We start from the raw sequence: 26,065 nt of genomic DNA, 5'->3' as shown, positions 1-26,065 counted from the left end.
TGCAGTTGGAACCGAAAGGGTTTGAATTCAGAAAGCCGACAAAGATGAAGCAAATTAAGAAATCTGTTCTTTTGATTGATCAGGTTATCGGTATGTGTCCTACTGACGCTGATGTCATAGAACGCTTAAACTCATTGACTGATGTGATTAATAGTGGTGAAGAACGTCATTTTGATGGTTCCAGGAAATTAATCTGGTTAGGTGTCATTGTGGGTATCTTGATGTATTGGATGATGGGAGTCGGTATGATGTTTTCTACTTTAATAGCTACCGGTTTGTATGTGGTAGCGAGCAGGACGCCTCAATTCTTAATTGATAAGCGGGCACTTCGTGGCGGTGGAAACATTCATAATGGTATTTTTGCCGGAGTGTTCGGGTTATTGGCAGGAGCGCAGACAGTGCGGACAATATACAAGTTTAATGATGGTCATAAAGAATATTCTGATGATCATTCACAACATTGGATTGCTTTGGCAATCGGACTTGTCGTTTTGTTTGTATTGGCAATGATGATGGCGTTCTGGGCACTTCTGAACTATTTACGTAATTATGTTCTGTACTTTTGATGGATAAAACTAACATGATTGTTAATAATGGATTCGGCAGCATAATTAGGCTATTTATGTTTTGAAGTAGAATTTAGAGTAGTAGGTGTACAGGGGATCGATGAAAATTTGATGACCTGTGCATCTTTTTTTAATTAGTGATACCACAAAATATGATTAAGAATTTGCTAATTCCAATATTAATTTTAATATTTGCATTATAACAATAGTGTCAGTTGAAAACAAAAGATGAAATAATCGCTATTCTCCGGAATTTTAAGGAAGAATTTGGGGAGAGATATGGAATTGAAAAGTTAGGACTTTTTGGTTCTGTGGCTCGTGGTGAGCAGAAAGAGGATAGTGATATTGATATTTGTGTAAAGCTTCAAGATCCGGATTATTTTACTCGAATGGAAATAAAAGAGTCATTAGAAGAGCGTTTTAATGCAAAAGTGGATGTCGTGTCTTTAACCGCAATTATGCGTAGTTTATTTCGCAATCATATAGAGAAAGATGCAATCTATATCTAATGCTGACATATTGGATATGCTTCTTTTTGTAGAAGAGCGTATTAATACAACTATAGAAAGATGTGGTAGTGTCATTTCTGTAAATGATTTCTTAGCTTCTCCTGATAAGATGGATATTTTTGATGCAACTTGTATGCGTTTGCAAACCATAGGTGAGACTGTTAAGAATATAGATAATCTGACTAATCATGAATTATTGATAAATTATGCCGGTACTCCATGGAGGAGCATCATTGGACTGCGCAATATTATTTCTCATGAATATTTATCTATTGACCCCGAAGAAATTTTTAAAATAGTAAAAGTGCATCTGCCTGGATTGCTTCTTGCAATTCAGCAGATCAGGAATGATATTGCTGCTAGTATATGAGACCTTTGTAGCTTTCCTATTTTTTTATTATGCAAACGGTAGTCTTTAGGTGCCACTCCTATCCGCTTTGTAAACTTCTTATAGAAATGTGATCTATTCATAAACCCACTTTGATACATGATTTCTTCAATGGTGAGTGAAGTGGTCACAAGAAGTCTTGATGCAAAATTGATCCGTTGTTCTTTAATGAAGTTTTTGGGTGGGGATAAAATATCTCGTAGAAAATTCTTGGCGACTCCCGATCATAGCTATTTCCCGATTTGTATGGAGACGATGAAGCTTGGCATCCATGTGTATGTGGAAAAGCCGCTTGTCAGAACTTCCTATGAATGTGAACTGCTGATGCAGGCGGAACAGAAGTACGGTGTTATCACGCAGATGAGTTACCAAGGACATTCTTTCTGTTTATTATTGACCTTAAACTCTCAAAACTTGCAAAATCGTTTCAATCGTTTCACAGAATCTTTCATGTCTTGATTTTTGTTTTAAAAGTATGATTCGGTTTGTTTTCTAACTTCTATATTTGTCAGCAGAAACGAACGACAATGAAACATGGTATCTATATATTGGCTATTCTTATGGTTTTATTAGGCCTTCCAGAAAGTGGGTATGCTTCGATTCCATTTTTCGCTGTTGCGAATGATACAATCCGGCGGGTAATGATATATTTTGATGCGAATGATGCGGGAGTGAATTCATGTTATAAAAGTAATAATCAGGCAATTGCAACTTTGGATTCTTTGCTTTCCGGGAATTTGGGTACGAAATATGTAACTGCGCTTAATGTGAAAACTTTTGTTTCTCCTGATGGCAATGAGTCTTATAATAGAGGTTTGGCTGCCCGAAGAAATGATTCGATAAAGGAATTCTTACAACGGTATAATTCGGATGTTAGTGTTGATAAGATTCATTTTTTTTCAGAGGGAGAGGATTGGTCGGAGTTTCGTAAGTTGGTGGCATCCGACTCCAACTTGCCGGATCGGGAAGAAGTGCTGATGTTGATTGATTATCATAAGAATGATATCGACAAACGGAAGCGACTGTTGCGAAAATTGAATCGGGGAATTGCTTACCGATACATTGTTCACAATATTTTTCCGGAACTGCGGCGATCGGTTATTACGATTGTTGGAGAAACTTCGAAATTAGGTAAAGAGGCTTTTGAACCGGTATCTTCTGTCTTCGGGTTGTTTGTTTCAAATCAGGAAGAGGCGCTTCCGAAAGATCAACCTGATAAGTCTGTGGGAGAAAGTGAAGAAAAACAGGCCTGTGAGGTCGATATATCGGAGACAGAAGGGCCGGTGAAAAGCCAAACTGTACTTGCAGTGAAGAATAATCTGTTATATGATTTGGCATTGGCACCGAATATAGAAGTAGAAATTCCGATAGGTAAGAGGTGGTCTTTGAATACTGAATATAAATGTCCGTGGTGGCTGAATAGTAAACACGATTTCTGCTATCAGCTCCTTTCTGGAGGGATGGAAGGACGTTGTTGGCTGGGAAACCGGCAGAAACGCAACCGACTGACCGGACATTTTATAGGACTTTATGCTGAAGGTGGAATATACGATTTCCAGTTACGTGGAGATGGGTATCAGGGTAAGTACTATGGAGCTGCCGGAGTGACTTATGGATATGCACGGCAATTGGCACGGCATTTTTCTCTAGAGTTCAGTCTTGGCATAGGGTATTTGACAACAGAATATAAGAAATATACTCCTTATGAGGGAGATATTATATGGACAAACAGTGGGCGTTATAACTTTATTGGCCCTACCAAGGCGAAAGTTTCTTTGGTATGGTTGATAACAACAAAGAGATAGGAGGGCGCAATGCGAAATACAAGATACAGGTTTCTTGTGCTTTTGTCCTCGCTGCTGATGCTGACCGGGTGTAGCCGTCGCGATATATTGGATGATTATCCCGTAAGTGGGGTAGATATAAAGCTGGATTGGGATGGAATGACAGATCAACTGCCGGAGGGAGTTCGGGTGATTTTTTATCCGAAGAACGGAGAAGGCAGGAAAGTAGATAAATACCTTTCGGTACGAGGTGGAGAAATGAAAGTTCCTCCGGGACGGTATTCGGTAGTAACTATGGGTTATAACTTTAACTCGGATCGTATACGAATTAGAGGAGAAGAGTCCTATGAATCTATAGAAGCTTATACAGAATATTGCAATGATTTGGGGATTGCAGGAATGGAAAAGATGGTTTGGTCACCCGATTCGTTGTATGTATTGAATATAGATGAGCTGAAAATAGAGAAGAGTGAAGAAGTGCTTCATTTAGACTGGAAGATGGAATCTGTAGTGAAGAAATATTTTTTTGCAGTAGAGGCTAAAGGTTTGGAGTATGTTGCAACAGTGGTAGGGAGCATTGATGGATTATCCGATTGTTACTGTATAGGCAAAGGTCGTGGAGTGTGTAGCTCACAACCTATCTACTTTGAGGTAAAGAAGGGAGACAATAAGGTAACGGCATCTTTCACCGCTTTCAAACAAGTAAAGGAAATGACAATGCCGACGCGAATGTCAATATCAGAGAGGGAAACTTCTAGTGAGAAAGATGCTATAATATTAATATTGAAATTTATCAAAACAGATAATACAGTTCAGGAAGCAACAATTGATGTTACTGAAATAATAGGTACACTTGAAAATGCTGGAACAGGGGAAGATGGAAAACCAACCCCACCACCGGAGATTGAGTTACCGCCTGATGATAAGATTGAAGTTGATAAGCCGGAAACACCACCGAATCCTGATGGAGGTGGAGGAATGGGTGGCAATGTTGATGGATGGGGACCCGAAGATAATGTTGAGTTACCCGTGAAATGAAATAGATGCTATAAACAAAATATAACAATATTATAAACTTAAAAAAATACAGTTATGAAGAAGATTTTATTGGCAGTAACAGCTGCTTTGGCAATTACGGGTTGCTCACAGAATGAAGAGTTTGAAGCCCCTTCACAGAAGGCCGAAATTAATTTTAATACGGCGGTAACTAGAGCTACTGAACTGGATATAGACGGTTTAAAGAGTTCTGGCTTTCAGGTTTACGCGTATAATACGAAGGCAGAGGAGATGAGTGCTACGGTGACTCTTTCGACACCATGGATAAATGGTTCTGCTACTTATTCGGATTCTAAATGGACGGTATCTGGAGGTCCATATTATTGGCCTCTTGCAGAAAATCTGCAATTCTTTGCATACTCTCCAAAAGACGGAGTTACATATACAGCTCCGAATGGTACTACTGATAAAGGATATCCTAAGTTTACTTATACAGTGGGAAATACAGCTGCCCTTCAAAAGGATTTAGTGATTGCATCTGTGGCAAATGCTCAAAAGAAGACAAATGAAGCAGCAACAGATGTTTCTTTAACTTTTAAACATGCATTGACTCAAGTAAATATCGAGGTGACAAAAGAGGCTGGTTATACCTATACTATATCTAAAGTGGAATTGACTGGAATTAAGGGAAGTGGAACATTTACATATGCAGGTGTTAACGCAGGGACTTGGACTGCAGGTACAGAGACAAGTGTCTCTTATGCATATGAACTTGGGGCTTTTTCAGATGATAAGACAGCTGTAAAAGCAGGTAATGCGTTGATGTTAATACCGCAAGCTCTTACTGATGCAAAAATATCTATAGAATATACCGTAGAGAAAGATGGAAGTAAGATTGCTGAAAATAGTAAGGAAGTATCTTTGACAAGTACTGCTGCATGGGCGTTTGGAAAGAAAATACTATATAAACTAACATTGCCTATTGGTGCTCAAGAAGTTGGTATCACTGCAACTGTTACTGGTTGGGATGCTGAAGATCCTGTAACTCCAACTGTTGACTAACACAAGATTAAATCTATGGAACCGATGTAATTTGTATGTTACATCGGTTCTTCTTGTGTTTTGGAATTATGATAGAAAATATAGCCTAGTTTCTCCAGAAAAAGACTGGGAATTTTAATTCTATATGTTACTTACATTTTTGTAGTGGATACCTTTTTTCTCTTACCTAACCTCTTTTTCACTTTTCTCTCTTTTTTTATGGCAATATGAAAACTTTCATATATTTTTGCTGCTAACATAAAATAAGTGCAAACACAGCAAACGTATGCCATCTATTTGTCAAGGAACCTGGGATTGTCAAATATGTCCGAAAGCGGTGAGTAATGCTATTACTCATGTGATTTATCAGCGTGGTTTTCATAAACCAGCTCAAAAGTGTGAAGAAAATCTTATCCTTTTTTTGCTAAAGGGAGAAATGCTGGTTAATAGTAAGGAATATGCGGGGACAATGCTTAAGGGAGGTGAATTTATCCTTCAGGCTATTGGCTCTATGTTTGAGATGCTTGCTATGACCGAATGCGAGTGTATTTATTATCGTTTTATTCAGCCCGAACTGTTTTGTGATTTTCGTTTCAATCATATCATGAAAGAGGTATCTCCTCCACTTATTTATGCTCCACTAAAAATAATACCTGAATTGCACTATTTTCTCAATGGGTCTATCACTTATCTGAAAGGAGATAAAGTCTGCCGGGACTTGCTGTCTCTGAAACGGAAAGAATTGGCATTTGTATTGGGATATTATTATTCCGATTATGATCTTTCAAGCTTGGTGCATCCACTCTCTAAATATGTAAACAGTTTCCAATACTTCGTTATTCAAAACTATAAGAAAGTAAAGACAGTAGAAGAACTCGCTCAATTAGGCGGATATACTCTTAGTACATTCCGTCGTATCTTCAATAACGTCTTTCATGAACCTGTTTATGAATGGATGCTGGCGAGACGTAAAGAGGGCATTCTGGACGACTTGAACAACTCTAAATGTAGCATTTCGGAGATATGCTATAAATATGGCTTTGAATCTTTACCCCATTTTTCTAATTTCTGCAAGAAATCTTTTGGTGCCTCTCCACGTAATTTACGTAGGCAAGACATTTCATAAATGCAACTATGTAAAATAATTGCGGTTCACCGGTTTCACCCAATTTTCTAAATGCCGATGAATAAGGTAACAGCGGGTGAAAGCAAGGGAGAAATTCAGGTGAAACTGAACTTTCCCGGTTTCACCTATTGAGTTTATTCATACCGACTGTTGGAGCTATATATCCAAGGTGTTGGACATATAGCTCCAAGATGCTGGATATATAGATGCAACAACTCAAGTATTAACACATGAGAACTAAGGTGTTAAGACCTGGCGGCCAAAGTGTTATATCCGCACAGTTCACTCATTAACACCTGAAAGCGGATTTGCTATAAGCATATCCGGATTAGCTATAATGATAATTGTTTTAGCTCAAGGGATATTTTAATAAGACAGGTGAAAGCGATAACGAATGATTTTACCTTATTTCAATCCTCGCTTTCACCCGTAATTCTCTCATTCATAACAGTTTCGGCTATAAGGTGAAATCGGTGAAACTTATGAATTAAAAGTTCATGTTACTGATCCGTATTAATAATAATTGTGATCTACTCATACATAAAGAAATCCCCTGTCGGACTAGCCGGCAGGGGATTCTGTCATTAATCAAATTAAGCTCTCGCTATTGAAATCTAGCAATTTCTAGTCTTTTAATTTTGCGATGATGAAGTCGCGGTTCAAGCGGGCGATGTTGCTGATAGAGATGTTCTTCGGACATTCAGCTTCACAAGCACGAGTGTTTGTACAGTTACCGAATCCCAGTTCGTCCATCTTTGACAACATAGCTTTTGCCCGACGCAAAGCTTCCGGTTTACCTTGCGGCAGCAAGTTCAACTGGCTGACTTTTGCAGAAACGAACAACATAGCAGAACCATTCTTACATGCAGCTACACAAGCACCGCAACCGATACAAGAAGCAGCATCCATAGCTTCGTCAGCGATAGGTTTCGCAATCAGGATAGCGTTAGCATCCTGCGGAGCACCTGTGCGTACGCTTACATAACCACCAGCTTGCATAATCTTGTCGTATGCAGTACGGTCTACCATCAAATCCTTGATGACAGGGAAACCAGCCGAACGCCAAGGTTCAACAGTGATGGTATCACCGTCGTTGAAACGACGCATATAGATTTGGCAAGTAGTAGCACCTGTTGCAGGACCGTGCGGGTGTCCGTTGATGTAAAGAGAACACATACCGCAAATACCTTCGCGGCAGTCATGGTCGAATACTACCGGTTCTTTTCTTTCGCTGATGAGCTGTTCGTTCAGAATATCCAGCATTTCGAGGAAGGAAGTATCGCCAGGGATATCTTTCATTTGGTAGGTTTCAAAAGCACCTTTAGCCTTCGGACCAGCTTGGCGCCATACCTTCAGTGTAAATGATATATTTTTATCCATTTTCTTCTAATTCTTTTAAATGTTTAACTTCACCGATTAGCTCTTGTAGTTACGGGTCTGAACCTTGATAGCTTCGTATACCAACGGCTCTTTGTATAATACCGGAGCTTTTTCATCGTCACCTTGATATTCCCAACATGCTACATAGAAGAAGTTTTCGTCATCACGTTTAGCTTCTCCTTCTTCAGTCTGGTATTCTTCACGGAAGTGACCACCACAACTTTCGTTACGGTTCAATGCATCGTAAGCAACAAGCTCACCCATAGTGATGAAGTCGTACAGACGGATTGCTTTGTCAAGCTCTACGTTCATACCTTCCTTAGAACCGGGGATAAACAAGTTCGTTTCGAATTCCTTGCGGATTTCTTTCAGTTCGGCGATACCTTTCTTCAGGCCTTCTGCCGTACGTCCCATACCTACATATTCCCACATGACATGACCCAGTTTCTTGTGGATAGAATCAACAGATTCTTTACCCTGGATGCTCATGAACTTGTCAATCTTAGCTTGAACTGCTTTTTCAGCTTCAGCAAATTCAGGAAGATCGGTAGAGAAACGAGGAACAGTGATCTGGTCTGCCAGATAGTTCTGGATAGTGTAAGGCAATACGAAGTAACCGTCAGCCAAACCTTGCATCAATGCAGAAGCACCGAGGCGGTTTGCACCATGGTCGGAGAAGTTACATTCACCGATAGCGAACAGACCCTTGATAGTGGTTTGCAGTTCGTAGTCTACCCAGATACCACCCATTGTATAGTGGATAGCCGGATAAATCATCATCGGGTTATAATATTTCACACCACTGATTTCTTTAGCCAGTTCGCCCGGATTAACATCAGTGATTTCTTCGTACATATCGAAGAGGTTACCATAACGTTGAAGAACAACGTCGATACCCAAACGGTTGATAGCTTCAGAGAAGTCGAGGAATACGGCCAAACCTGTGTTGTTTACACCGAAACCAGCGTCGCAACGTTCTTTAGCGGCACGGCTGGCAACGTCACGCGGAACCAGGTTACCGAATGCCGGATAGCGGCGTTCCAAGTAATAGTCGCGGTCTTCTTCCGGAATATCACTTCCTTTGATTTCGCCTTTCTGGAGTTTTACAGCATCTTCTTTCTTCTTCGGAACCCAGATACGACCGTCGTTACGGAGAGATTCAGACATCAAAGTCAGCTTAGACTGCTTGTCACCATGTACCGGAATACAAGTCGGGTGAATCTGAACGTATGCAGGATTTGCGAATACAGCACCCTTGCGGTAGCAAGAGATAGCAGCTGTACAGTTACAACCCATAGCGTTAGTAGACAGGAAGTAAGCGTTACCATAACCACCGGTAGCGATTACTACAGCGTGAGCGGCGAAACGTTCCAATTCGCCTGTTACAAGATTTTTTGCGATGATACCGCGGGCACGTCCGTCAATGATGACAACATCCTGCATTTCGTAGCGGGTGTACAGTTTAACAGTACCTACGTTTACCTGACGGCTCAATGCAGAGTAAGCACCCAGCAGCAACTGCTGACCAGTCTGGCCTTTAGCGTAGAAAGTACGGGATACCTGTGCGCCACCGAAAGAACGGTTATCCAGTGTACCGCCATATTCGCGAGCGAAAGGAACACCTTGCGCTACACATTGGTCGATGATAGCGTTAGACACTTCAGCCAAACGATATACGTTTGCTTCACGGGCACGATAGTCGCCACCTTTTACAGTATCGTAGAACAGACGGTAAACGGAGTCACCATCATTTTGATAATTCTTTGCAGCATTGATACCACCCTGTGCAGCGATAGAGTGTGCACGACGGGGAGAATCCTGAATACAGAAATTGAATACTCTGAAACCCATTTCACCAAGTGAAGCAGCGGCAGAAGCACCTGCCAGACCCGTACCCACAACGATGATGTCCAAACGACGTTTATTAGCGGGGTTCACCAATTTCTGGTGAGCTTTATAGTTGGTCCATTTCTCAGCCACCGGGCCTTCTGGAATTTTTGAATCTATCTTGATCATAATATTATTTACAATTTAATCATTTACAATTTACTATTTAGCAAGCACCGCCACAAATCAGTGTTTTCACGAAGAATACCACTACTACCAGTGCGAAACCGAGTACAACGATTGTAGAATAGATGTTAGAAATGCATTTCCAACGATTGATCCATACTTTGTTGTTCCATCCCAGTGATTGCATAGAGCTCCAGAAGCCGTGAGTCAGGTGGAACCACAACGCAAACAGCCAAACGAGGTAAAGAACTACGTAAACCGGGCAAGAGAAAGTCTGCTGGATGTGATAAGCACCATTGGCAGCATAAGCCAGCGTCAGTGTATCAGCGTGCATGCCCATGTTGTGCATCAGTTCCGGCAACTGCATTTTTGCCCAGAAGTTGAAGAGGTGCAAACCAAGACCTACGATGACGATCAGACCCAGCACCAACATGTTTTGAGATGCCCATTCTACAGTTTTCGGTTTGTCAACCACTGCATAGCGTTCGCTACCACGCGCTTTGCGATTCTGCATGGTCAGCCAGAATGCGTAGATGATGTGAATCACGAAAAGAGCAGCCAGTCCTGCGGTAGCCACTAATGCATACCAGTTTGCTCCCAGGAACTCACAAATCATGTTGTAACCATCAGCCGAGATGATCGCAACCAAGTTCATCGCCATGTGAAATGTTAGAAACAGGACAAGGGCGATACCGGTAACGCTCATCACCACTTTCCTTCCTACAGATGAATTACTTAACCACATAAATGATTGAATTTAAATTATTTAATTGTTAGAACTAAAATTTCGACGTTTTACACCTCTTACGGACTGCAAAAATAGGGGAAATAGATTGATTGAGCAAGGAATTAAAGAAATAATTCTTTAATAATGGATCAATACGCCAATGTGTCAATATGCCAGCCAGTATGCGCGCATGGTGCAACTGATTGGCACATTAGTAGGATGGGACTGTTTATTGTACCTTTCCGATTTTCTCACCACCGGCTGCTTTTTTGCGTAAAGCGCGTGGGGTATCGCCAAAAGAGTCTTTACAGAAGTGTGCGAAATGCGACAGGGAGTCGAATCCGTATCTGTTACAGATTTCAGTGATTCGCATTTTGGTGTGCTGCAGGTCTTCCAGGATTCCTTCCCGTTTCTTTTCCAGTATCCATTCGTATACGGGCACACCATAGAGGTTTTTGAAAAGGCGGCGGAAAGTAGTGGTCGTATATCCTCCCAGATGCGCAAATTCTTCCACGTTCTTCACGTTGCTGTAATTCTGCATGACGAAATAGTGGAAACTTTCCGTATAAGTGCTGATCGGATAGAAGAATGAACCCAGTTGGGGCAGCGGATAGAAGTTGGTAATCAAGAAAACCAGTTCTTTGCATTTTAAGTCGATATACTTGCTGCAAGGGTTTTCTTCAGCGAGGAATTCGGGCATACTGGTGACAAGGTGGTAAAGCCTTTCGCTCATAATCAGTGGAGTGTAGGTCAAAGGAGCTTCCGCCTGTTCCATCATTTCCTTATATCGGTCTTCGCAAAGCAAAGGCAGTTCGTTGAACCAGTAGACAACGTATTCAACATCTGTCAGTGCCAGTATTTCGACCTTGGAGCCAATAGCTTGCAAAACAATTTGTCTCTCGCGTAACGTTATTCCGGGATGCTCTTCGCTATTGATAAGTAATTCGCCCTTTATCATAAAAAGCATACAATTCTGCGTACACTTATCCTTGGGGATATGCTCTCCTTTAGGTAAGTTTCTATATACAAGGATATTCTCAACATTTTTTGGACATCCCGTACAGTTGGTATATTGTATGCAAAATGAATCTCCTGGCATGAGTTTTATGCGTGATTTATTATCTTAACGGAACAAAGATAGGCTTTTTTTGCGGAAAATGGAACTCTTTCTTTTATTTATGTTTTAGTAGAAACCTGCAAATATTATTCTTATCCCTTTGGATGATGTTAGAGAATTCAATATTTATCTGTTGTAAATTTCTGAATAGAAAACTTTATGTTGATTTTTGGAAGTATTATAGTTGTTTTTGAACATCTGTTTGCTTTTGATATGCGTATTTTTGCGATCTAAACGTTTTAATTATCAATCATTATGCTAATGCTAAGAAAAATTGTATTCTTCCTTTTTGTGTTTGTTGGATTATCATTGTTTGCACAACAAGACTATATGGTCAGTTCTTATGTGCGGGGTAATTTTTACAACCGTGGTCGTATTTCTACAGAAAGCTTGCGGGCAAGTAACGACCTTATTTTCTTGAATGTTCATCCTAATAAAGACGGATCATTGTCATTTGAGAATCCACGTGTATTTCAGGGAAAAGGGGTGACCACTTGGGAAGGTTTGATTAAATCGGTTCGTGCAAAAGTAAAAGGTACAAAAGTGAAAATACGTTTGGGTGCTTCCAGTGGCGAATGGAAAGCGATGGTGGCCGATGAGGCCGCTCGTACGACGTTTGCAAAGAACATAAAGACTGTACTGGAAAAGAATAAACTGGATGGCATTGATCTTGATTTTGAGTGGGCGGAAAATGAGAAAGAATATAAAGATTATAGTTTGGCTATCCTGAAGATGCGTGAAGTGTTGGGAGACAAGTATCTTTTCAGTGTATCTCTGCATCCTGTTTGTTATAAGATTAGTAAGGAAGCTATTGAAGCAGTTGATTTTATTTCACTTCAGTGCTATGGTCCTTCACCGGTTCGCTTTCCGATAGAGAAATATTGTTCGGATATACAGATGGTATTGGAGTATGGCATTCCGAAGGAAAAACTGGTGGCAGGAGTTCCTTTTTATGGGGTGACCAAAGATAATTCAAAGAAGACAGAGGCTTATTTCAATTTTGTACAGAATGGATTGGTTACGAGTCCTGCACAGAATGAAGTGATCTATCAGGGAGATACTTATGTGTTTGACGGTCAGGATAACATTCGTATCAAAACCCGTTATGCAAAGGAACAGAAGCTGAAAGGTATGATGAGTTGGGATTTAGCTACGGATTTGCCGTTAAGTGACAGCAGGTCATTACTAAAAACAATGACTGAAGAATTGAGGGAGTGACTTAGTTCGCACGACTGCTGCTTGTAATGTTTTCTTTTTGTAGATGCTGTTTAACAGGCTCTGTTTTAATAGATTCCCCCCTCTCCCTTATTATAAATCAGGTTTATAAAGAATGTGTTAAAACGCTTTTCTTTAGAGAAATACTCCTGCCGCATCGTTTGAAGTGGCCTCCAAAAGTTGGAGGTTTATAAATTAACAAAATAAATAAAGAGTTCGGTATTAGCACCGGACTCTTTCCTTTTAATTTAGGCATTATGACTTTACCCTCTTCTTTTTCGGTAGGAGCTTAATTCGTTTTTCAAAACGTATTAAATGTAAATGGCTCTCTCCCTTTTTATGATTGTATGATCTGCTTCAGGTAATCCGAAGGCGAGACGCCAAATTCCTCTTTAAAGCATTGACGGAAATACCCCGTACTGTTCATTCCTACTTTATAGGCGATTTCAGAGATGTTGAACTTCCCTTCAAGCAATAAACGTTCTGCATTCTGCATTTTCACTTTCCGGATATATTCGTTGGTCGATAATCCTGTCAGTGCTTTCATTTTCCGGTAGAGGGTGGAACCGCTCATACACATCTTGTCTGAAAGATAGGTAATATCAATCTTCTCCGAAGAGAGGTTTTCTTCGATTAAAAGGGTGATTTTTTCAATAAATTCATTATCCAGCTTGCTTAGAGCTTCGGCGATTACGATACGTTTTTCTTTTAAATCTGCCTGATTGCCCGGAACGGATTGTGTCTGGAATTGAGCTATCAGTTTCTTTCTTGATTCCAGCAGATTATTGATACGGCTACGCAGCAGAGAAGCACTGAAAGGCTTTGTCAGATAAGAATCGGCTCCTACCTCGTATCCTTCTTCTTTGTCTTGCAGAGAATCCTTGGCTGTCAATAAGATGACAGGGATATGACTGGTCCGTACGTCCTCTTTCAATTGCCGGCAGAGAGTGATACCGTCCATGACAGGCATCATAATATCGCTGACTACAATATCCGGGATGCGGCTAAGAGCTTGTTGCTTCCCTTCTTCTCCATTGTAGGCGGTGAGTACTTCGAACGAATCGGCAAAGGACTCGGCGATATATTTCTGTATCTCTTCATTGTCTTCTACAATCAACAGGATCGGTTTGCCGGTATCCAGTGTGGTTTCTTGTGGATATTCAAGGCTTGTTTCCTGATTCGTATCTTCTTGAATCGGTTCTGTAGAATCTGCGTGTAAAGCATTGGGATAGATATTATCCGTCAATAGGCTGATATAGAAAGTACTTCCTTCGTTTTGTATGCTTTCTGCCCGGATTTCTCCTTCATGCAGGGTGACCAGATTCTTCACTAGGGCCAAGCCAATGCCTGTTCCGGATGCCTGATGCTTGCCGCTTTCCTGATAATAACGGTCAAAAATATGTGGCAGGGCTTCAGCAGAAATTCCATATCCCGTGTCACTGACTTTTATCTCTGTATAAGCAACCTCATTGCGCATTGTCTGATACAAACTTAGAGTGACGCGTCCCTGTTCCGTATATTTGATCGCGTTGGAAATCAGGTTGTCCAAAACGATGGTAATGATTTCCTTATCAAAGAAAAGGAGCATTTCTTCTTTCTCTATCTGAATTTGGAAATCAATCTTGGTCTTTTGATTTAGTTCTTTGTATTTAAGCCCTATCTCATAGATCAGAGGAGCGATATTGCCTTTGCTGACACACAATTTCTTGTTTTGTGTCTCTGTCTTCCGGAATTCCAGTATTTGATTAATCAAGTTGAGCAGCCGTAGTGCACTCTGATGAATGACAGATAACTTCTGGGCTTGTTTTGCCGGAAGTGAGGTCTCTTTTTGCATATCTTCCAAAGGACCGAGGATTAAGGTCAACGGCGTACGCAGCTCATGGGTAATATTAGTATAGAACCGCAAACGTTCCTGGTTTAATTCCTGTTCTTGCTCATGGTTTTTCTTTTCCAGCGTATAGAGGCTTTCCAAATCCAGCTTCTTTTTATATGCATGCAGGATAAGATAAATGATGCTGATAGATGCCAAAATATAGATAAGCTTTGCCCACCATGTCAGCCAAAGAGGGGGATTGACACGGATGGTAAGTGAAGTAGCTTCTTCCGGCCATTCCTGATTATGTACCCTTGCTTTGATGAGGAATTCATATTTTCCCGGAGGAATGTTTCGGAAAGTGACGCTGTTGTTCTCATTGACGGTGTACCATGAGTTTTCAAGCCCTTTCAGCATATAAACATATTCCACTTGGTTGACTAGTGAGTAGTTTTGTACGTTAAATGTAAGTCCAAAGCTATTTTGCGCATGACTTAGTTCTACATTCTGTCCTTTGGATAAATTGATAATCATGTCATTATTTTCCAGGTTGCTCAATCGTCCGAGTATTTTCATTTCTGTGATAACTGCTGCCGGAGCTGGTTGTTCGTTCATGGTGATATCGGGATTGAAGCAGCATACTCCATTGATAGAACCGAAATAAATCCATCCGTTCTTGTTTTGTGTTACACAACTGCTTGAGAAACTTCCCGCCGGTACATCATCAGAGTGACCATAGTTGTAAAAACAGTCTTTGCTTGTAACATAACAGCTGATCCCTTTGTTGTTACTAAACCAGATATTTCCTTTTTTGTCTTCTGCTATAGCGCAGATATTCGTATTGATCAAGCCGTCTTTCCGTTGATAAGTCTTATAATTCAGTTCATCGGTAGACAGGAAACAAACCAATCCCTCTCCTGTTCCTATCCACATTCTTTTTTGTTTATCTTGTATGATCTGGTTGATAGTATTGGAACAGAAACCATCCCTTTGAGTGAACGTTTTGATTTTCTGTAAGTCCGGGGTGTATATCCCAAGTCCGTCTCCGAAAGTCCCAATCCAGAAACGCCCTTTCTCATCTTGAGCTATGGAGCGTATAAAGTCACTTTGCAGTTCGCTGTTTTCTGTATTGTAATGTCGGATAATCTCCATTGTAAGAGGGTTCAATACAACAATTCCTCCACTGTATCCTACCCAAATGTTGTGTTGGGCATCTTCATAGATCGTACGGACATCCAGATTAGATTGTCCCATAAGAGAGATGGAACGGAATTTTTTATTCCGGCTATCATAATGGCTGATTCCCCCTTCATAGGATCCAAACCATAAATTGCCTTTTGAATCCTGCAAAGAGGCTAATATAAAATTAGAAGGAATATCTCCACTCTCTTTTTTATAGATGGCGGTACGTTTCTCTCCTTCAAATACATTGATTCCTCCGCCGTCTGTTCCGATCCAAACCCGCCCTTGTCTGTCCATACAGAGGCTGCTGGCTACTTTGTTGTTCAGACTGTTCTCATTGTTTGGAATAGGAGAATAGCTCAATGTGGTGAACAAAGGTGATTTACTACTGATAAAATTGATTCCTCCTCCCCATGTTCCTATCCAAATGTTATCAAAAGAATCCTGAAATATGCATCGGGCACTTGCGTTAGAGAGGCTTCGGCTATCGTCACCTTCCTGTATGTATTCAAGAGAAATCTCCTCTGGTGAGAGAAACATACTTTGTTTTAGGTTCAATATAGCAATGCCATTCAGCTCGGAGGCAATCCAAAGCTTATTATCTTTTAGTTGGCGGATAGATAATATACGACTGCATAAAGTGTCATACTTGTCATTCTTGTTTTTTTTGAACGTAATGAAGTTTTCATTAGCAGCATTATATAGGGCCAATCCTTTATTTGTACCTAACCAGATATTTCCGTTCGTATCTTTTATAATACAAAACACATCATTACCGGGTAAACTCATTGGGTTTCCGGCTTCGTTCCGGAAGTTTTTTACACTTTTATCTTTAAGAGAAAGAATACTGAACCCGCTTCCGACATGTCCGATATACAAATTCCCATCACCTCCGTCCAATACTGTCCATGTTTGCTCACAGGGTAGACCGGGAACTGTATTTTTATTATAATGAGTGAATTGTCCGCTGGTGATATCAAGATATTCTATACCTCTATAATAGGTACTAATCCATAAACCATCATCATGTTGAGTGGAAGGAGAAATGTCTGTTACGTCATTCGTAATCAAACTATGTGGATTCTTCGGGTTATGCTGATAAGCGGTAAATGTTTGCTCATTATAATTATATGCATTTAGTCCGTCTCGTTGAGTGGCTATCCAAATAATGGGACGTTTCGTGTCAGCATACACCCGGTTAAGCTCGTTGCCGGTGATTCCCTGATTGTCCTGTGTCAAATCATTTTTATAGTAAGTAGTAAAGCGGGTACCGTCAAACTTATTAAGTCCTTCTTCTGTGGCAAACCATAAGAACCCTTGTTTATCTTGTGTAATGCTGACTACATAATTATTTGATAATCCTTGCTCTATCCCCAATCTTTTTACGGAATGAGACTGGGCTATCAACTGAAAAGTTGATAACAAGAATAAAAATAGAATAGAAGCAATGTGTTTTTTCATAACTCGTGCTTATTTGTTTCAATTACAAATCCAAAAATAGGAATAAATATTTTATTTAGAGTATGTAAATCGTTCATTGCATGATTTGTGTAGCTCTTCTGCATGATTTTTGTTTATTCAGTCTATATCAATGACGTATATTTGTGTTCGAAAAAACAACAAAAAATGTTTAATCTTTAAATTCTAATTTATGAGGTATTTAAGAATCTTATGCATATGTGTCATACAGCTGTTTCTGTCTGCTGTTGCATTTGCACAAACACAAGTTACAGGACATGTAGCTGATGTAAGGGGAGAGGATATCATTGGTGCCAATGTAACTGTAAAGGGAACTTCTAATGGGACAATTACAGACATCGATGGTAATTTTACAATCAATGTAGATGATAAGAATGGAACATTGGCAGTCTCGTTTATTGGTTATAAGACAAAAGAAGTGAAGATTGGCGAAAAGGCACGTCTTCAGATTGTTCTTGAAGAAGATACCGAAACTTTGGATGAAGTTGTAGTGGTAGGTTATGGTACACAAACCAAGAAAAGTTTGACCGGAGCAATCAGTGATGTCAAGTCTGATGCGTTGACACGTTCTGTTTCTACTACTACTGCCGGAGCGTTGTCCGGTAAAATAGCAGGTGTGTCTACACGTGCTGTGGATGCGCGTCCGGGTAGGGGAATTAATCTCGAAATTCGTAATATGGGTAGTCCGCTGTTTGTAATTGATGGTATTCCTTATGGAGGTATGAATAGTCGTGACTGGTTGCAGGCATCGGATGTTTCCGGTAGTGATGTCTTTAATGCTCTAAACATTGAAGATATTGAAAGTATCACAGTCTTGAAGGATGCTTCTGCTGCTATTTACGGTTTGCGTGCATCAAATGGTGTGGTTTTGGTAACTACCAAGAAAGGTAAAAAGAATGATAAGGTAAGTATCAATGTAAATGGATATTATGGCTGGCAAAACCTGACCCGTTTCCCGAAATTGGCAAATGCGGGACAATATGTAAGAGGGCTGGCTGAAGCAGCGCAGAACAGAGGCGAAGATCCAAGCAAGCTATATAGCCCCGAAGAACTGGCGAAATGGGAAGCTGGTACGGAACCGGGATATAAGAGTTATGACTATTATGATATGGTGATGAGAAAAAATGTGCCGCAGTATCACATCAATGCTAATGTGACGGGTGGCTCTGAAAAGACTAACTACTACCTTTCTGTTGCTCATACCGGACAGGATGCCATGATGCGTGACTTCAAATATGAACGTACTAACCTTCAGTTGAATATTGATACAAAGATTACAGACCGTTTTACGATCGGTGCACAGATCAGCGGTAAATACGAAAAGACCGAAGATGTAGGTTTGCCTGGCGGTGATGGATATTATTCGGCTATTTTGTCTATGTTCAAAATGCAACCGATTGAAAGTCCTTATGCTAATGATAATCCGGAGTATATCAATAATGTACATGAGAATGGTTACAATCCGGCAGCTTTTAGCCGTGATATTGCCGGCTATAAAGATAATCTGACTCGTAACGCCAATATCAATGCTTATGCGCAGTATGATTTCTCATTTGGTTTGACTGCAAAGGCTACTTTCTCGTACAATTACACTAACAGTCGTTTTGACGGTTATCAATATGCTTATCAGATTTATACCTACGATAAGGAGAAAGATACTTATAATGGAACTCCTGCCGTAGGACGTTGGAGAAGTCAAATTGACCGTAGCGTTCCTGCGCGTTATATGCAGTTACAATTGAATTATGCCAAACAGATTAAGAACCATAATATTTCGGCTGTTTTGGGTTATGAAGCCTCCGATTACGATTGGACTAAGAAGACTTATGGAACAGAACCTTCTACCGACTATTTGCCGCTATTGCAGTTCGATGAACTTAACAGTTTTGGTGATGAATGGAGCTACGAGGCACGTGCCGGATGGATTGGTCGTATCAATTACGATTTTGCTCATAAATATCTGGTCGAATTACTGGCTCGTTATGATGGTTCTTATCTTTATGCAGCGAATAATCGTTGGGGATTCTTCCCGGGTGTATCTATCGGTTGGAGAATCTCGGAAGAGAAATTCTTTGAAAAGTTGAGACCAGTTGTAGATGATTTGAAGATTCGTGCTTCTATTGGTCAGACAGGTACAGAAAAAGATGTAAAGTTGTTCGATTACTTGAGTGGTTATACCTGGAATAATGGTAACGCTGTATTGGATGGTGAACTGGTTACCGGACTGAATCAAAGAGGATTGCCTATTACAAATTTGTCCTGGACTAAGAATACGACATCGAATATCGGTTTTGATTTGACTATGTTCAATAATCGTTTGAAGATCACAGCCGATGCTTTCCGTAAGGATATTACCGGTGTGCCGGCTGCTCGCTATGATGTATTGCTTCCGAGCGAAGTAGGCTATTCGTTACCTAACGAAAATTTGAACAAACAAGCTTATATCGGTGCGGAGGGTATGGTTACATGGACCGACCATATCGGTGATTTGAACTATACTGTAAGCGGTAACTTTACTTTCTCACGTTACAAAAGTATTGAGACTTACAAACCGCGTTTTAATAACTCCTGGGATGAATATCGCAATTCTGCAGAAGGCCGTTGGGGAGGTATTTATTGGGGGTATCAGGTTATCGGACAATTCCAGTCGGAAGAAGAAATTCGTAATTATCCGGTAAACCTGGATGGAAATAATAACCGCACCCTGCTTCCCGGTGACTTTATCTATAAAGATGTGAATGGTGATGGCATCATCAATGGTATGGATGAGCGTCCTATCGGTTATCCTGAAGGCTGGGCACCTATCATGTCATTTGGTGGTAATATTGGTTTGCAGTGGAAGGGCATTGACTTGAATATCGACCTTTCCGGTGGTGCTATGCAAGGATGGAGACAGAACTATGAGTTGGCCAATGCATATCATGGCAACGGAAACTCTCCGGTTTATTTGTTGGAAGACCGTTGGCATCGTGCCGACTTGTATGATCCGGATAGTGAATGGATACCGGGACGTTATCCGGCCATTCGTAAAGGTGAATTCAGCTATAACAATAAGAATAGTGACTTTTGGTTGCACAACGTACGCTATTTGCGTATCAAGAACCTGGAAGTGGGTTACAGCCTGCCGGCTCAACTGTTGAGACCGATCCGTGCACAGAAGGTACGTGTTTATGCGAATGTTTCTAACTTGTGTTCGTTCGACAATGTGGGTAAGTTTGGAGTCGATCCTGAAATTACCGCCGCAGCTGCAGTGGTATATCCGCAACAACGTACATTCCTCCTTGGATTTAATATTACATACTAAAAACGAAAGTGATCATGAAAAGCAAATCTATAAAAATATTTCTGATGGGAGCTGCCATCACTTCCATGTTGTCGAGTTGTGGTGACAGTTGGTTCGAAAGAGAACCCAAAAACATTCTTACTAATGAGTTGGTATGGAATGATCCGAACATGATTAAATCGCAGTTGGCCAATCTTTATAATCGTATTCCGCAGTTGCACGGTGATTTCAATACCGGTGGTATGTGTGAAACAGACGATGCGATGTATTGTGGTACATTGGACCAGAATTATCGTAACGAGCTGCGTTATGGAAACGATTACGGACGCTGGTGGGATTACGGACTGATACGTGACATCAATATGTCTATTGAGAATATTGATAAGTATGGAACCGATATTTCGGCAGATGAGAAACTTCAGTTCAAGGCAGAGTTCCGTTTTATCCGCGCCTACGTTTATTTTGAGCTTGTAAGACGTATGGGTGGTGTACCATTGATTACAACGACTTTGGAGTATGACTTTAGCGGAGATCCTTCTTATTTACGCAATCCACGTGCAAAGGAACACGAAATATATGATTTTGTATATAGTGAATGTGAAGCGATTAAGTCGCAATTGGGTAATAAAGGCAGTCAGACTCGTGCCAACTATTACACAGCGTTAGCGTTAGAAAGTCGCGCTATGTTGTATGCCGGTTCTATCGCTAAGTACAACGCGCTGAAAACTCCTAATATTGTGACTTCCGGTGGAGAAGTGGGTATTCCGTCCGATATGGCAGATGATTACTATCGCAAATCATTGACAGCTTCGCAAGAGATTATCACAAAAGGTGGATATGAACTTTATGAGAAGGAGTCAGATAAAGGGGTGAACTTCTACAAGATGCTTATGGACAAGACCCTGAATAAGGAAGCAATTTGGGTGAAAGATTATAAGAATCCTCTGAAGGTGCATAGCTTCGGTTATGATAATGTAGTTCATCATTTAAGAGAGGATAACGACAACTCTTCTTGCATCGGCCCGTCACTAGGATTGGTAGAGGCTTTCGATTATCTGGATGGAACTCCGGGAACGTTACATTATAAGAATGGTGATGATTATGTAGTATATGACACTCCAAGCGATATTTTTGCCAATAAGGATGCACGTTTGTATGGTACGATTATCTATCCGGGTTCCAAGTTCAGAAATCAAGATGTGGATATTCAGGCAGGAGTAGCAGTTTGGAACGATAAGACCGGTTCTTATGACTTGCTGACAGACCCGAAATTGGGAAGTTTTTATGAAGATAATAAAACTTTTGTCGGCCAGGACGGACCTCAAACCAACAGTCCTAATGTGAGCAACACCGGATTCTATATCCGTAAGTTTATCAGTGAGGCTTCCGGTTACACTCTCCGTAACTACGCTGAAAACTGGTGGCCTTGGTTCCGTTTGGGTGAAATCTATTTGAATGCCGCCGAAGCTGCTTTCGAATTGAATGACGAACCGACTGCTTTACCCTACATCAACCGTTTGCGTCAGCGTGCCGGTTTCCCGGCCAACAGCTTGACAAGCCTGACAATAGAAAAGATTCAGAACGAACGTCGTGTGGAACTGGCTTTCGAAGATCACCGTTATTTTGATATGAAACGATGGAGAATAGCTGATATTACCTGGAACGGAAATACTGATAATGATAAAGCTATCGTATATGGTTTATATCCTTATCGTATTGCAGTGGCAAAACCGGGAACACAGGATCAGGACAAGTACATTTTCGTAAAGACCAGATCCGAACGTTTCAAGGTGGCAAGAACCTTCCAGCAGTCCAACTATTATTCATTCATTGCTGATGATGTAATTAATAACAATCCGACGATTGTTAAGAATCCATTCCAATAAAAAATAAGAGATTATGAAAAAGATTATACCTTTCTTTATTATGATATGTTGTTTGTTGGCAGTAAGCAGTTGCAGCTACGACAACTTTGAGGAACCTAAAGCCACATTAACCGGAAAAGCTATTTATGACGGTGAGGCAGTAGGGGTTAGAAGCGGAAGTTCCGAATTTGCTTTGTTTCAGGATGGTTATGCTCTGAAAGGTTCTATTCCGGTGTATATTGCCCAAGATGGAAGTTATTCCGTATCGCTTTTCAATGGTGATTACAAATTGGTGCGTATGGGTAATGCACCTTGGGAAAGACCTTCTAATGATACGATCTATATTAGCGTAAAAGGAAACACTGTGCAGGATATTCCTGTGACGCCGTATTTCTTTGTCAGAAACGTGTCTTTTGCCAAAAACGGTAACAAGATTACAGCACGTTTCACCATTAACAAGGTGGTTGCCAATGCCAATATGGAAAATGTAGGTATCTATCTAGGGACAGGCATCCTGACGGATGAGAAGCAGAAAGAAGCAGAGTTGAAGTTGGGTAATGCTGTTTCACTCGATCAGGAAAACACAGCTGAAATTGAAATCCCGAGTGGTTTGGTAAACGAATCGTATCTTTACGCCCGTGTGGGAGTCAAATCGGACAAATCATCAGAATATTGCTATAGTCAGTCTATTAAGGTAGCATTGAAATAAATAGTATCAAGAATATAATACTTGAGGGGGAAGTATCGCAACCTGATATTTCCCCCTTTATCTAATGAATGAAAATAATGATAGTAACGATTAAACAAACTCTAATTGCGTTCGGCCTGCTGTTAGCGGTGACATTTCCTGCTTTCGCACAATCAGGGAATCCTGTCTTGCCGGGTTTTCATGCCGATCCTGAAATCTTGTATTCTAATAAGACAAAGAAATACTACATTTATTCTACTACAGACGGTCAGCCTGGATGGGGTGGTTGGTATTTTACTGTTTTTTCGTCCGTCGACTTGAAGAATTGGAAGGATGAAGGAGTCATGCTGGATTTAAAGTCAGACCAAGTGCCTTGGGCGGATGGTAATGCGTGGGCACCATGTATAGAGGAAAAGTTAGTAGGAGATCAATATAAATATTTCTTTTATTACAGTGGAAATCCTAAGACAGGAGGAGGAAAGCAGATCGGAGTGGCTACAAGTGATTCGCCTGCCGGACCGTTTGTTGACTTGGGACATCCTATTATAACGGATTCGCCTACAGGACACGGGCAACAGATTGATGTGGATGTATTCACCGATCCAGCTTCGGGGAAGTCATATTTGTATTGGGGAAACGGTTATATGGCAGGTGCAGAGCTTAATGATGATATGATTTCAATTAAGAAAGAGACTATCACAGTGATGACTCCCGAAGGAGGAACGCTACAGGATTATGCGTATCGTGAGGCTGCTTATGTGTTTTATCGTAACGGGCTTTACTATTTCATGTGGTCGGTAGACGATACCGGCTCTCCTAATTATCATGTAGCTTATGGCACTTCGACATCACCTTTGGGGCCGATTAAAGTAGCTAAGAGCCCTGTCGTATTGATTCAAAACCCGGAGAAGGAAATATATGGCCCTGCTCATAATTCCATATTGCAGGTTCCCGGTACTGATAAGTGGTATATTGTTTATCATCGCATTAATAAGAATTATCTGAAGAGTGATCCCGGTGTTCATCGTGAAGTATGCATAGATCGTATGGAATTTAATGAAGATGGGAGCATTAAACAAGTAATACCCACCCGTTAGTTATATCTTTTCGGATTTCAATAGATTGTTTGTATGTTTTTAGAACTGTATTGTGTGATTTGAATAATTAAAGATTTTAGATGAATAGGATGAAAGGTAAAAAGATTTTAGCTGCTTTAGGCTTCTTCTCAATAGCCGGTGTGGCAGGTGGATGTTCCCAACCTGCCCCCGAAATACGTTATCAGATAGAAACAAACCAACCCTGTCAGACGATGGCATACTTCGGTGCTTCCGATGCCTGGAGTATGCAATTCATCGGGCTTTGGCCGCAGGAGAAACAAAACCAAATAGCCGACTGGCTGTTCAGCACGGAGAACGACGCCAACGGACAGCCGAAAGGTATCGGCCTGTCACTCTGGCGTTTCAATGTCGGAGCAGGTAGCACGGAGCAAGGAGAGAACAGTCAGATTGCCTCTCCCTGGATGCGTGCCGAATGTTTCCTGAATCCCGACGGAACATACGACTGGAACAAACAACAAGGGCAACGCAATTTCCTGAAACTGGCAAAAGAACGGGGAGTCAACAAATTTCTGGCTTTCTTGAATTCGCCTCCCGTATATTACACACAGAACGGATTGGCTACCAACACCGGACGTGGAGGTACGGCGAACCTGAAACTGGATTGTTATGAAAAGTACGCTCGTTTTCTGGCAGATGTAGTGCAGGGAGTAGAACAACACGATGGCGTCAAGTTCAACTATATTTGTCCTTTCAATGAACCGGACGGACACTGGAACTGGGTCGGTCCGAAGCAGGAAGGCTGTCCGGCAACGAATAGGGAAGTAGCCCGCACGGTTCGTGTGTTGAGCAAAGAGTTTGTAGACCGGGACATGGATACACAGATTCTGGTCAATGAGTCTTCCGATTATCGTTGTATGTTCCGCACTCACGAAACGGATTGGCAACGGGGGTATCAGATTCAGGCTTTCTTCTGCCCGGATAGTGTGGATACGTATTTGGGAGATACTCCGAATGTTCCTCGTCTGATGCTCGGGCATAGCTATTGGACAAATACACCTTTAAGCGATCTGCGCAATATCCGTCTTCAACTACGGGATACACTAGATAAATACAATGTTGACTTCTGGCAGACGGAAACTTGTATTATGGGCAATGATGAAGAGATCGGTGGCGGAGGTGGTTTCGACCGTACCATGAAAACGGCACTTTATGTAGCACGTATTATTCATCACGATATTGTATATGCGGGAGCAAAAAGTTGGCAATGGTGGCGTGCCATTGGCGGTGATTACAAAGATGGATTGATTCGCGAATATACTACGGACGATAACTTCCTGAATGGCAGAGTGGAAGACTCCAAACTGATGTGGGCTTTAGGTAATTATAGTCGTTTTATTCGTCCGGGGGCAGTCCGGTTGTCCGTTTCGGCTTTCGATCAAACGGGCGCTTTGATTCCTGATGGCGACACCGACCAGCAAGGATTGATGTGTTCTGCTTATAAGAATGTAGACGGAACGTATGTGATGGTAGTTATTAATTATGCCAATGAAGAAAAAGAGTTTTCTATTCATAAAGGAAAAGTAGGAAATACGCAATGGCAGATTTATCGTACTTCGAATAAAGAAGGGGAAAATTTGCTTCCGGTGGGGACAGTGAAAAGTGGAAAAACAGTTCAGATTCCGGCGCGTTCTATTATAACGCTTCAGGGCAAATAAAAAACTGTCTCATATTTTTGAGTGGTATATTTGTACGCCTGCCCATTGCTAATTAAGATAGTAATTAACTTGTGTAATTTTTGCACAAGTTAGACGAAAATAGAGGGAAATTCAGTTGTT

The 26,065-nt window shown here is 41.0% G+C and carries 19 protein-coding genes; 13 read left to right on the top strand and 6 right to left on the bottom strand.

Annotation, left to right across the window (positions count from 1 at the left end):
* Positions 1–781: 781 nt before the first annotated feature.
* Positions 782–1,075 (top strand): nucleotidyltransferase family protein, encoded by a 294-nt coding sequence (locus tag BSCG_RS20315; protein ID WP_004298496.1) that lies wholly within the window; start codon positions 782–784, stop codon positions 1,073–1,075.
* Entirely contained in the window at positions 1,059–1,445 is a 387-nt protein-coding gene (locus BSCG_RS20320; RefSeq protein WP_004317062.1) for a DUF86 domain-containing protein, read from the top strand. Before BSCG_RS20315 ends, BSCG_RS20320 begins: the two co-directional genes overlap by 17 nt.
* Here the strand turns inward: BSCG_RS20320 and BSCG_RS29605 are convergent.
* On the bottom strand, positions 1,409–1,618 hold the full coding sequence (locus tag BSCG_RS29605; protein ID WP_232286457.1) for a helix-turn-helix domain-containing protein: 210 nt from the start codon (positions 1,616–1,618) through the stop codon (positions 1,409–1,411). The two genes, BSCG_RS20320 and BSCG_RS29605, sit on opposite strands and share 37 nt — an antisense overlap.
* Here BSCG_RS29605 and BSCG_RS20325 point away from each other — a divergent pair.
* The 5 genes from BSCG_RS20325 to BSCG_RS20345 all read left to right on the top strand — a co-directional run bounded on the left by BSCG_RS20325 (position 1,563) and on the right by BSCG_RS20345 (position 6,410).
* Positions 1,563–1,922: a Gfo/Idh/MocA family oxidoreductase gene (locus tag BSCG_RS20325; protein ID WP_032849375.1), complete on the top strand. Its 360-nt coding sequence runs from the start codon at positions 1,563–1,565 to the stop codon at positions 1,920–1,922. The genes BSCG_RS29605 and BSCG_RS20325 overlap by 56 nt on opposite strands.
* A gap of 68 nt (positions 1,923–1,990) precedes the next feature.
* Positions 1,991–3,268: a DUF3575 domain-containing protein gene (locus BSCG_RS20330; RefSeq protein ID WP_004312272.1), complete on the top strand. Its 1,278-nt coding sequence runs from the start codon at positions 1,991–1,993 to the stop codon at positions 3,266–3,268.
* A 9-nt stretch (positions 3,269–3,277) separates the two neighbouring features.
* Positions 3,278–4,285: a DUF5119 domain-containing protein gene (locus BSCG_RS20335; RefSeq protein ID WP_008775268.1), complete on the top strand. Its 1,008-nt coding sequence runs from the start codon at positions 3,278–3,280 to the stop codon at positions 4,283–4,285.
* 54 nt (positions 4,286–4,339) lie between these two features.
* Positions 4,340–5,305, top strand: coding sequence for a fimbrillin family protein (locus BSCG_RS20340; RefSeq protein WP_004312274.1), 966 nt, complete (start codon positions 4,340–4,342; stop codon positions 5,303–5,305).
* Between the two features lie 265 nt (positions 5,306–5,570).
* Positions 5,571–6,410 carry a helix-turn-helix domain-containing protein gene (locus tag BSCG_RS20345; RefSeq protein ID WP_008775267.1) on the top strand — a complete coding sequence of 280 codons (840 nt, stop codon included), beginning with the start codon at positions 5,571–5,573 and terminating at the stop codon, positions 6,408–6,410.
* Between the two features lie 624 nt (positions 6,411–7,034).
* On the opposite strand, the gene BSCG_RS20350 is transcribed toward BSCG_RS20345, so the two are convergent.
* The 4 genes from BSCG_RS20350 to BSCG_RS20365 form a co-directional block, all read right to left on the bottom strand.
* On the bottom strand, positions 7,035–7,790 hold the full coding sequence (locus tag BSCG_RS20350) for a succinate dehydrogenase/fumarate reductase iron-sulfur subunit (protein ID WP_004298485.1): 756 nt from the start codon (positions 7,788–7,790) through the stop codon (positions 7,035–7,037).
* Between the two features lie 36 nt (positions 7,791–7,826).
* Positions 7,827–9,806, bottom strand: coding sequence for a fumarate reductase/succinate dehydrogenase flavoprotein subunit (locus tag BSCG_RS20355; protein ID WP_008775266.1), 1,980 nt, complete (start codon positions 9,804–9,806; stop codon positions 7,827–7,829).
* Positions 9,807–9,843: 37 nt separating this feature from the next.
* Positions 9,844–10,548: a succinate dehydrogenase/fumarate reductase cytochrome b subunit gene (locus BSCG_RS20360; protein ID WP_004311073.1), complete on the bottom strand. Its 705-nt coding sequence runs from the start codon at positions 10,546–10,548 to the stop codon at positions 9,844–9,846.
* A 211-nt stretch (positions 10,549–10,759) separates the two neighbouring features.
* Positions 10,760–11,629 (bottom strand): helix-turn-helix domain-containing protein, encoded by an 870-nt coding sequence (locus tag BSCG_RS20365; protein ID WP_004298479.1) that lies wholly within the window; start codon positions 11,627–11,629, stop codon positions 10,760–10,762.
* A gap of 273 nt (positions 11,630–11,902) precedes the next feature.
* Here BSCG_RS20365 and BSCG_RS20370 point away from each other — a divergent pair, with 273 nt between their 5' ends.
* Entirely contained in the window at positions 11,903–12,865 is a 963-nt protein-coding gene (locus BSCG_RS20370; protein WP_008023391.1) for a glycoside hydrolase family 18 protein, read from the top strand.
* A 334-nt stretch (positions 12,866–13,199) separates the two neighbouring features.
* On the opposite strand, the gene BSCG_RS20375 is transcribed toward BSCG_RS20370, so the two are convergent.
* Complete coding sequence (locus BSCG_RS20375; RefSeq protein WP_008775265.1) at positions 13,200–17,318, bottom strand: hybrid sensor histidine kinase/response regulator transcription factor; 4,119 nt, start codon at positions 17,316–17,318, stop codon at positions 13,200–13,202.
* Positions 17,319–17,508: 190 nt separating this feature from the next.
* Here BSCG_RS20375 and BSCG_RS20380 point away from each other — a divergent pair, with 190 nt between their 5' ends.
* The 5 genes from BSCG_RS20380 (at position 17,509) to BSCG_RS20400 (ending at position 25,945) form a co-directional block, all read left to right on the top strand.
* On the top strand, positions 17,509–20,640 hold the full coding sequence (locus BSCG_RS20380) for a SusC/RagA family TonB-linked outer membrane protein (RefSeq protein ID WP_008775264.1): 3,132 nt from the start codon (positions 17,509–17,511) through the stop codon (positions 20,638–20,640).
* Positions 20,641–20,654: 14 nt separating this feature from the next.
* Positions 20,655–22,505 (top strand): RagB/SusD family nutrient uptake outer membrane protein, encoded by a 1,851-nt coding sequence (locus tag BSCG_RS20385; RefSeq protein WP_032849374.1) that lies wholly within the window; start codon positions 20,655–20,657, stop codon positions 22,503–22,505.
* Between the two features lie 13 nt (positions 22,506–22,518).
* Positions 22,519–23,193, top strand: a complete 675-nt coding sequence (locus BSCG_RS20390; RefSeq protein ID WP_008642297.1) for a DUF3823 domain-containing protein — start codon at positions 22,519–22,521, stop codon at positions 23,191–23,193.
* A 68-nt stretch (positions 23,194–23,261) separates the two neighbouring features.
* Positions 23,262–24,269 (top strand): family 43 glycosylhydrolase, encoded by a 1,008-nt coding sequence (locus tag BSCG_RS20395; protein ID WP_008646688.1) that lies wholly within the window; start codon positions 23,262–23,264, stop codon positions 24,267–24,269.
* A gap of 80 nt (positions 24,270–24,349) precedes the next feature.
* Entirely contained in the window at positions 24,350–25,945 is a 1,596-nt protein-coding gene (locus BSCG_RS20400; protein WP_167509071.1) for a glycoside hydrolase family 30 protein, read from the top strand.
* Positions 25,946–26,065 lie beyond the last annotated feature (120 nt).

This window comes from Bacteroides sp. 2_2_4 (assembly GCF_000157055.1).
Classification (GTDB): domain Bacteria; phylum Bacteroidota; class Bacteroidia; order Bacteroidales; family Bacteroidaceae; genus Bacteroides; species Bacteroides ovatus.
The sequence above is the reverse complement of the archived record's forward strand: the minus strand, read 5'-3'. Positions and strand labels throughout refer to the sequence as shown.

What these genes read in the sequence shown, in the direction of transcription:
- BSCG_RS20345 (WP_008775267.1), top strand. Translation starts at nt 5,571, where the DNA reads ATGCCATCTATTTGTCAAGGAACCTGGGATTGTCAAATATGTCCGAAA.
- BSCG_RS20390 (WP_008642297.1), top strand. Translation starts at nt 22,519, where the DNA reads ATGAAAAAGATTATACCTTTCTTTATTATGATATGTTGTTTGTTGGCA.
- BSCG_RS20325 (WP_032849375.1), top strand. Translation starts at nt 1,563, where the DNA reads ATGATTTCTTCAATGGTGAGTGAAGTGGTCACAAGAAGTCTTGATGCA.
- BSCG_RS20365 (WP_004298479.1), bottom strand. Translation starts at nt 11,629, where the DNA reads ATGCCAGGAGATTCATTTTGCATACAATATACCAACTGTACGGGATGT.
- BSCG_RS20380 (WP_008775264.1), top strand. Translation starts at nt 17,509, where the DNA reads ATGAGGTATTTAAGAATCTTATGCATATGTGTCATACAGCTGTTTCTG.
- BSCG_RS20400 (WP_167509071.1), top strand. Translation starts at nt 24,350, where the DNA reads ATGAATAGGATGAAAGGTAAAAAGATTTTAGCTGCTTTAGGCTTCTTC.
- BSCG_RS20355 (WP_008775266.1), bottom strand. Translation starts at nt 9,806, where the DNA reads ATGATCAAGATAGATTCAAAAATTCCAGAAGGCCCGGTGGCTGAGAAA.
- BSCG_RS20330 (WP_004312272.1), top strand. Translation starts at nt 1,991, where the DNA reads ATGAAACATGGTATCTATATATTGGCTATTCTTATGGTTTTATTAGGC.
- BSCG_RS20320 (WP_004317062.1), top strand. Translation starts at nt 1,059, where the DNA reads ATGCAATCTATATCTAATGCTGACATATTGGATATGCTTCTTTTTGTA.
- BSCG_RS20385 (WP_032849374.1), top strand. Translation starts at nt 20,655, where the DNA reads ATGAAAAGCAAATCTATAAAAATATTTCTGATGGGAGCTGCCATCACT.
- BSCG_RS20360 (WP_004311073.1), bottom strand. Translation starts at nt 10,548, where the DNA reads ATGTGGTTAAGTAATTCATCTGTAGGAAGGAAAGTGGTGATGAGCGTT.
- BSCG_RS20350 (WP_004298485.1), bottom strand. Translation starts at nt 7,790, where the DNA reads ATGGATAAAAATATATCATTTACACTGAAGGTATGGCGCCAAGCTGGT.
- BSCG_RS20335 (WP_008775268.1), top strand. Translation starts at nt 3,278, where the DNA reads ATGCGAAATACAAGATACAGGTTTCTTGTGCTTTTGTCCTCGCTGCTG.
- BSCG_RS20395 (WP_008646688.1), top strand. Translation starts at nt 23,262, where the DNA reads ATGAAAATAATGATAGTAACGATTAAACAAACTCTAATTGCGTTCGGC.
- BSCG_RS20340 (WP_004312274.1), top strand. Translation starts at nt 4,340, where the DNA reads ATGAAGAAGATTTTATTGGCAGTAACAGCTGCTTTGGCAATTACGGGT.
- BSCG_RS20370 (WP_008023391.1), top strand. Translation starts at nt 11,903, where the DNA reads ATGCTAATGCTAAGAAAAATTGTATTCTTCCTTTTTGTGTTTGTTGGA.
- BSCG_RS20375 (WP_008775265.1), bottom strand. Translation starts at nt 17,318, where the DNA reads ATGAAAAAACACATTGCTTCTATTCTATTTTTATTCTTGTTATCAACT.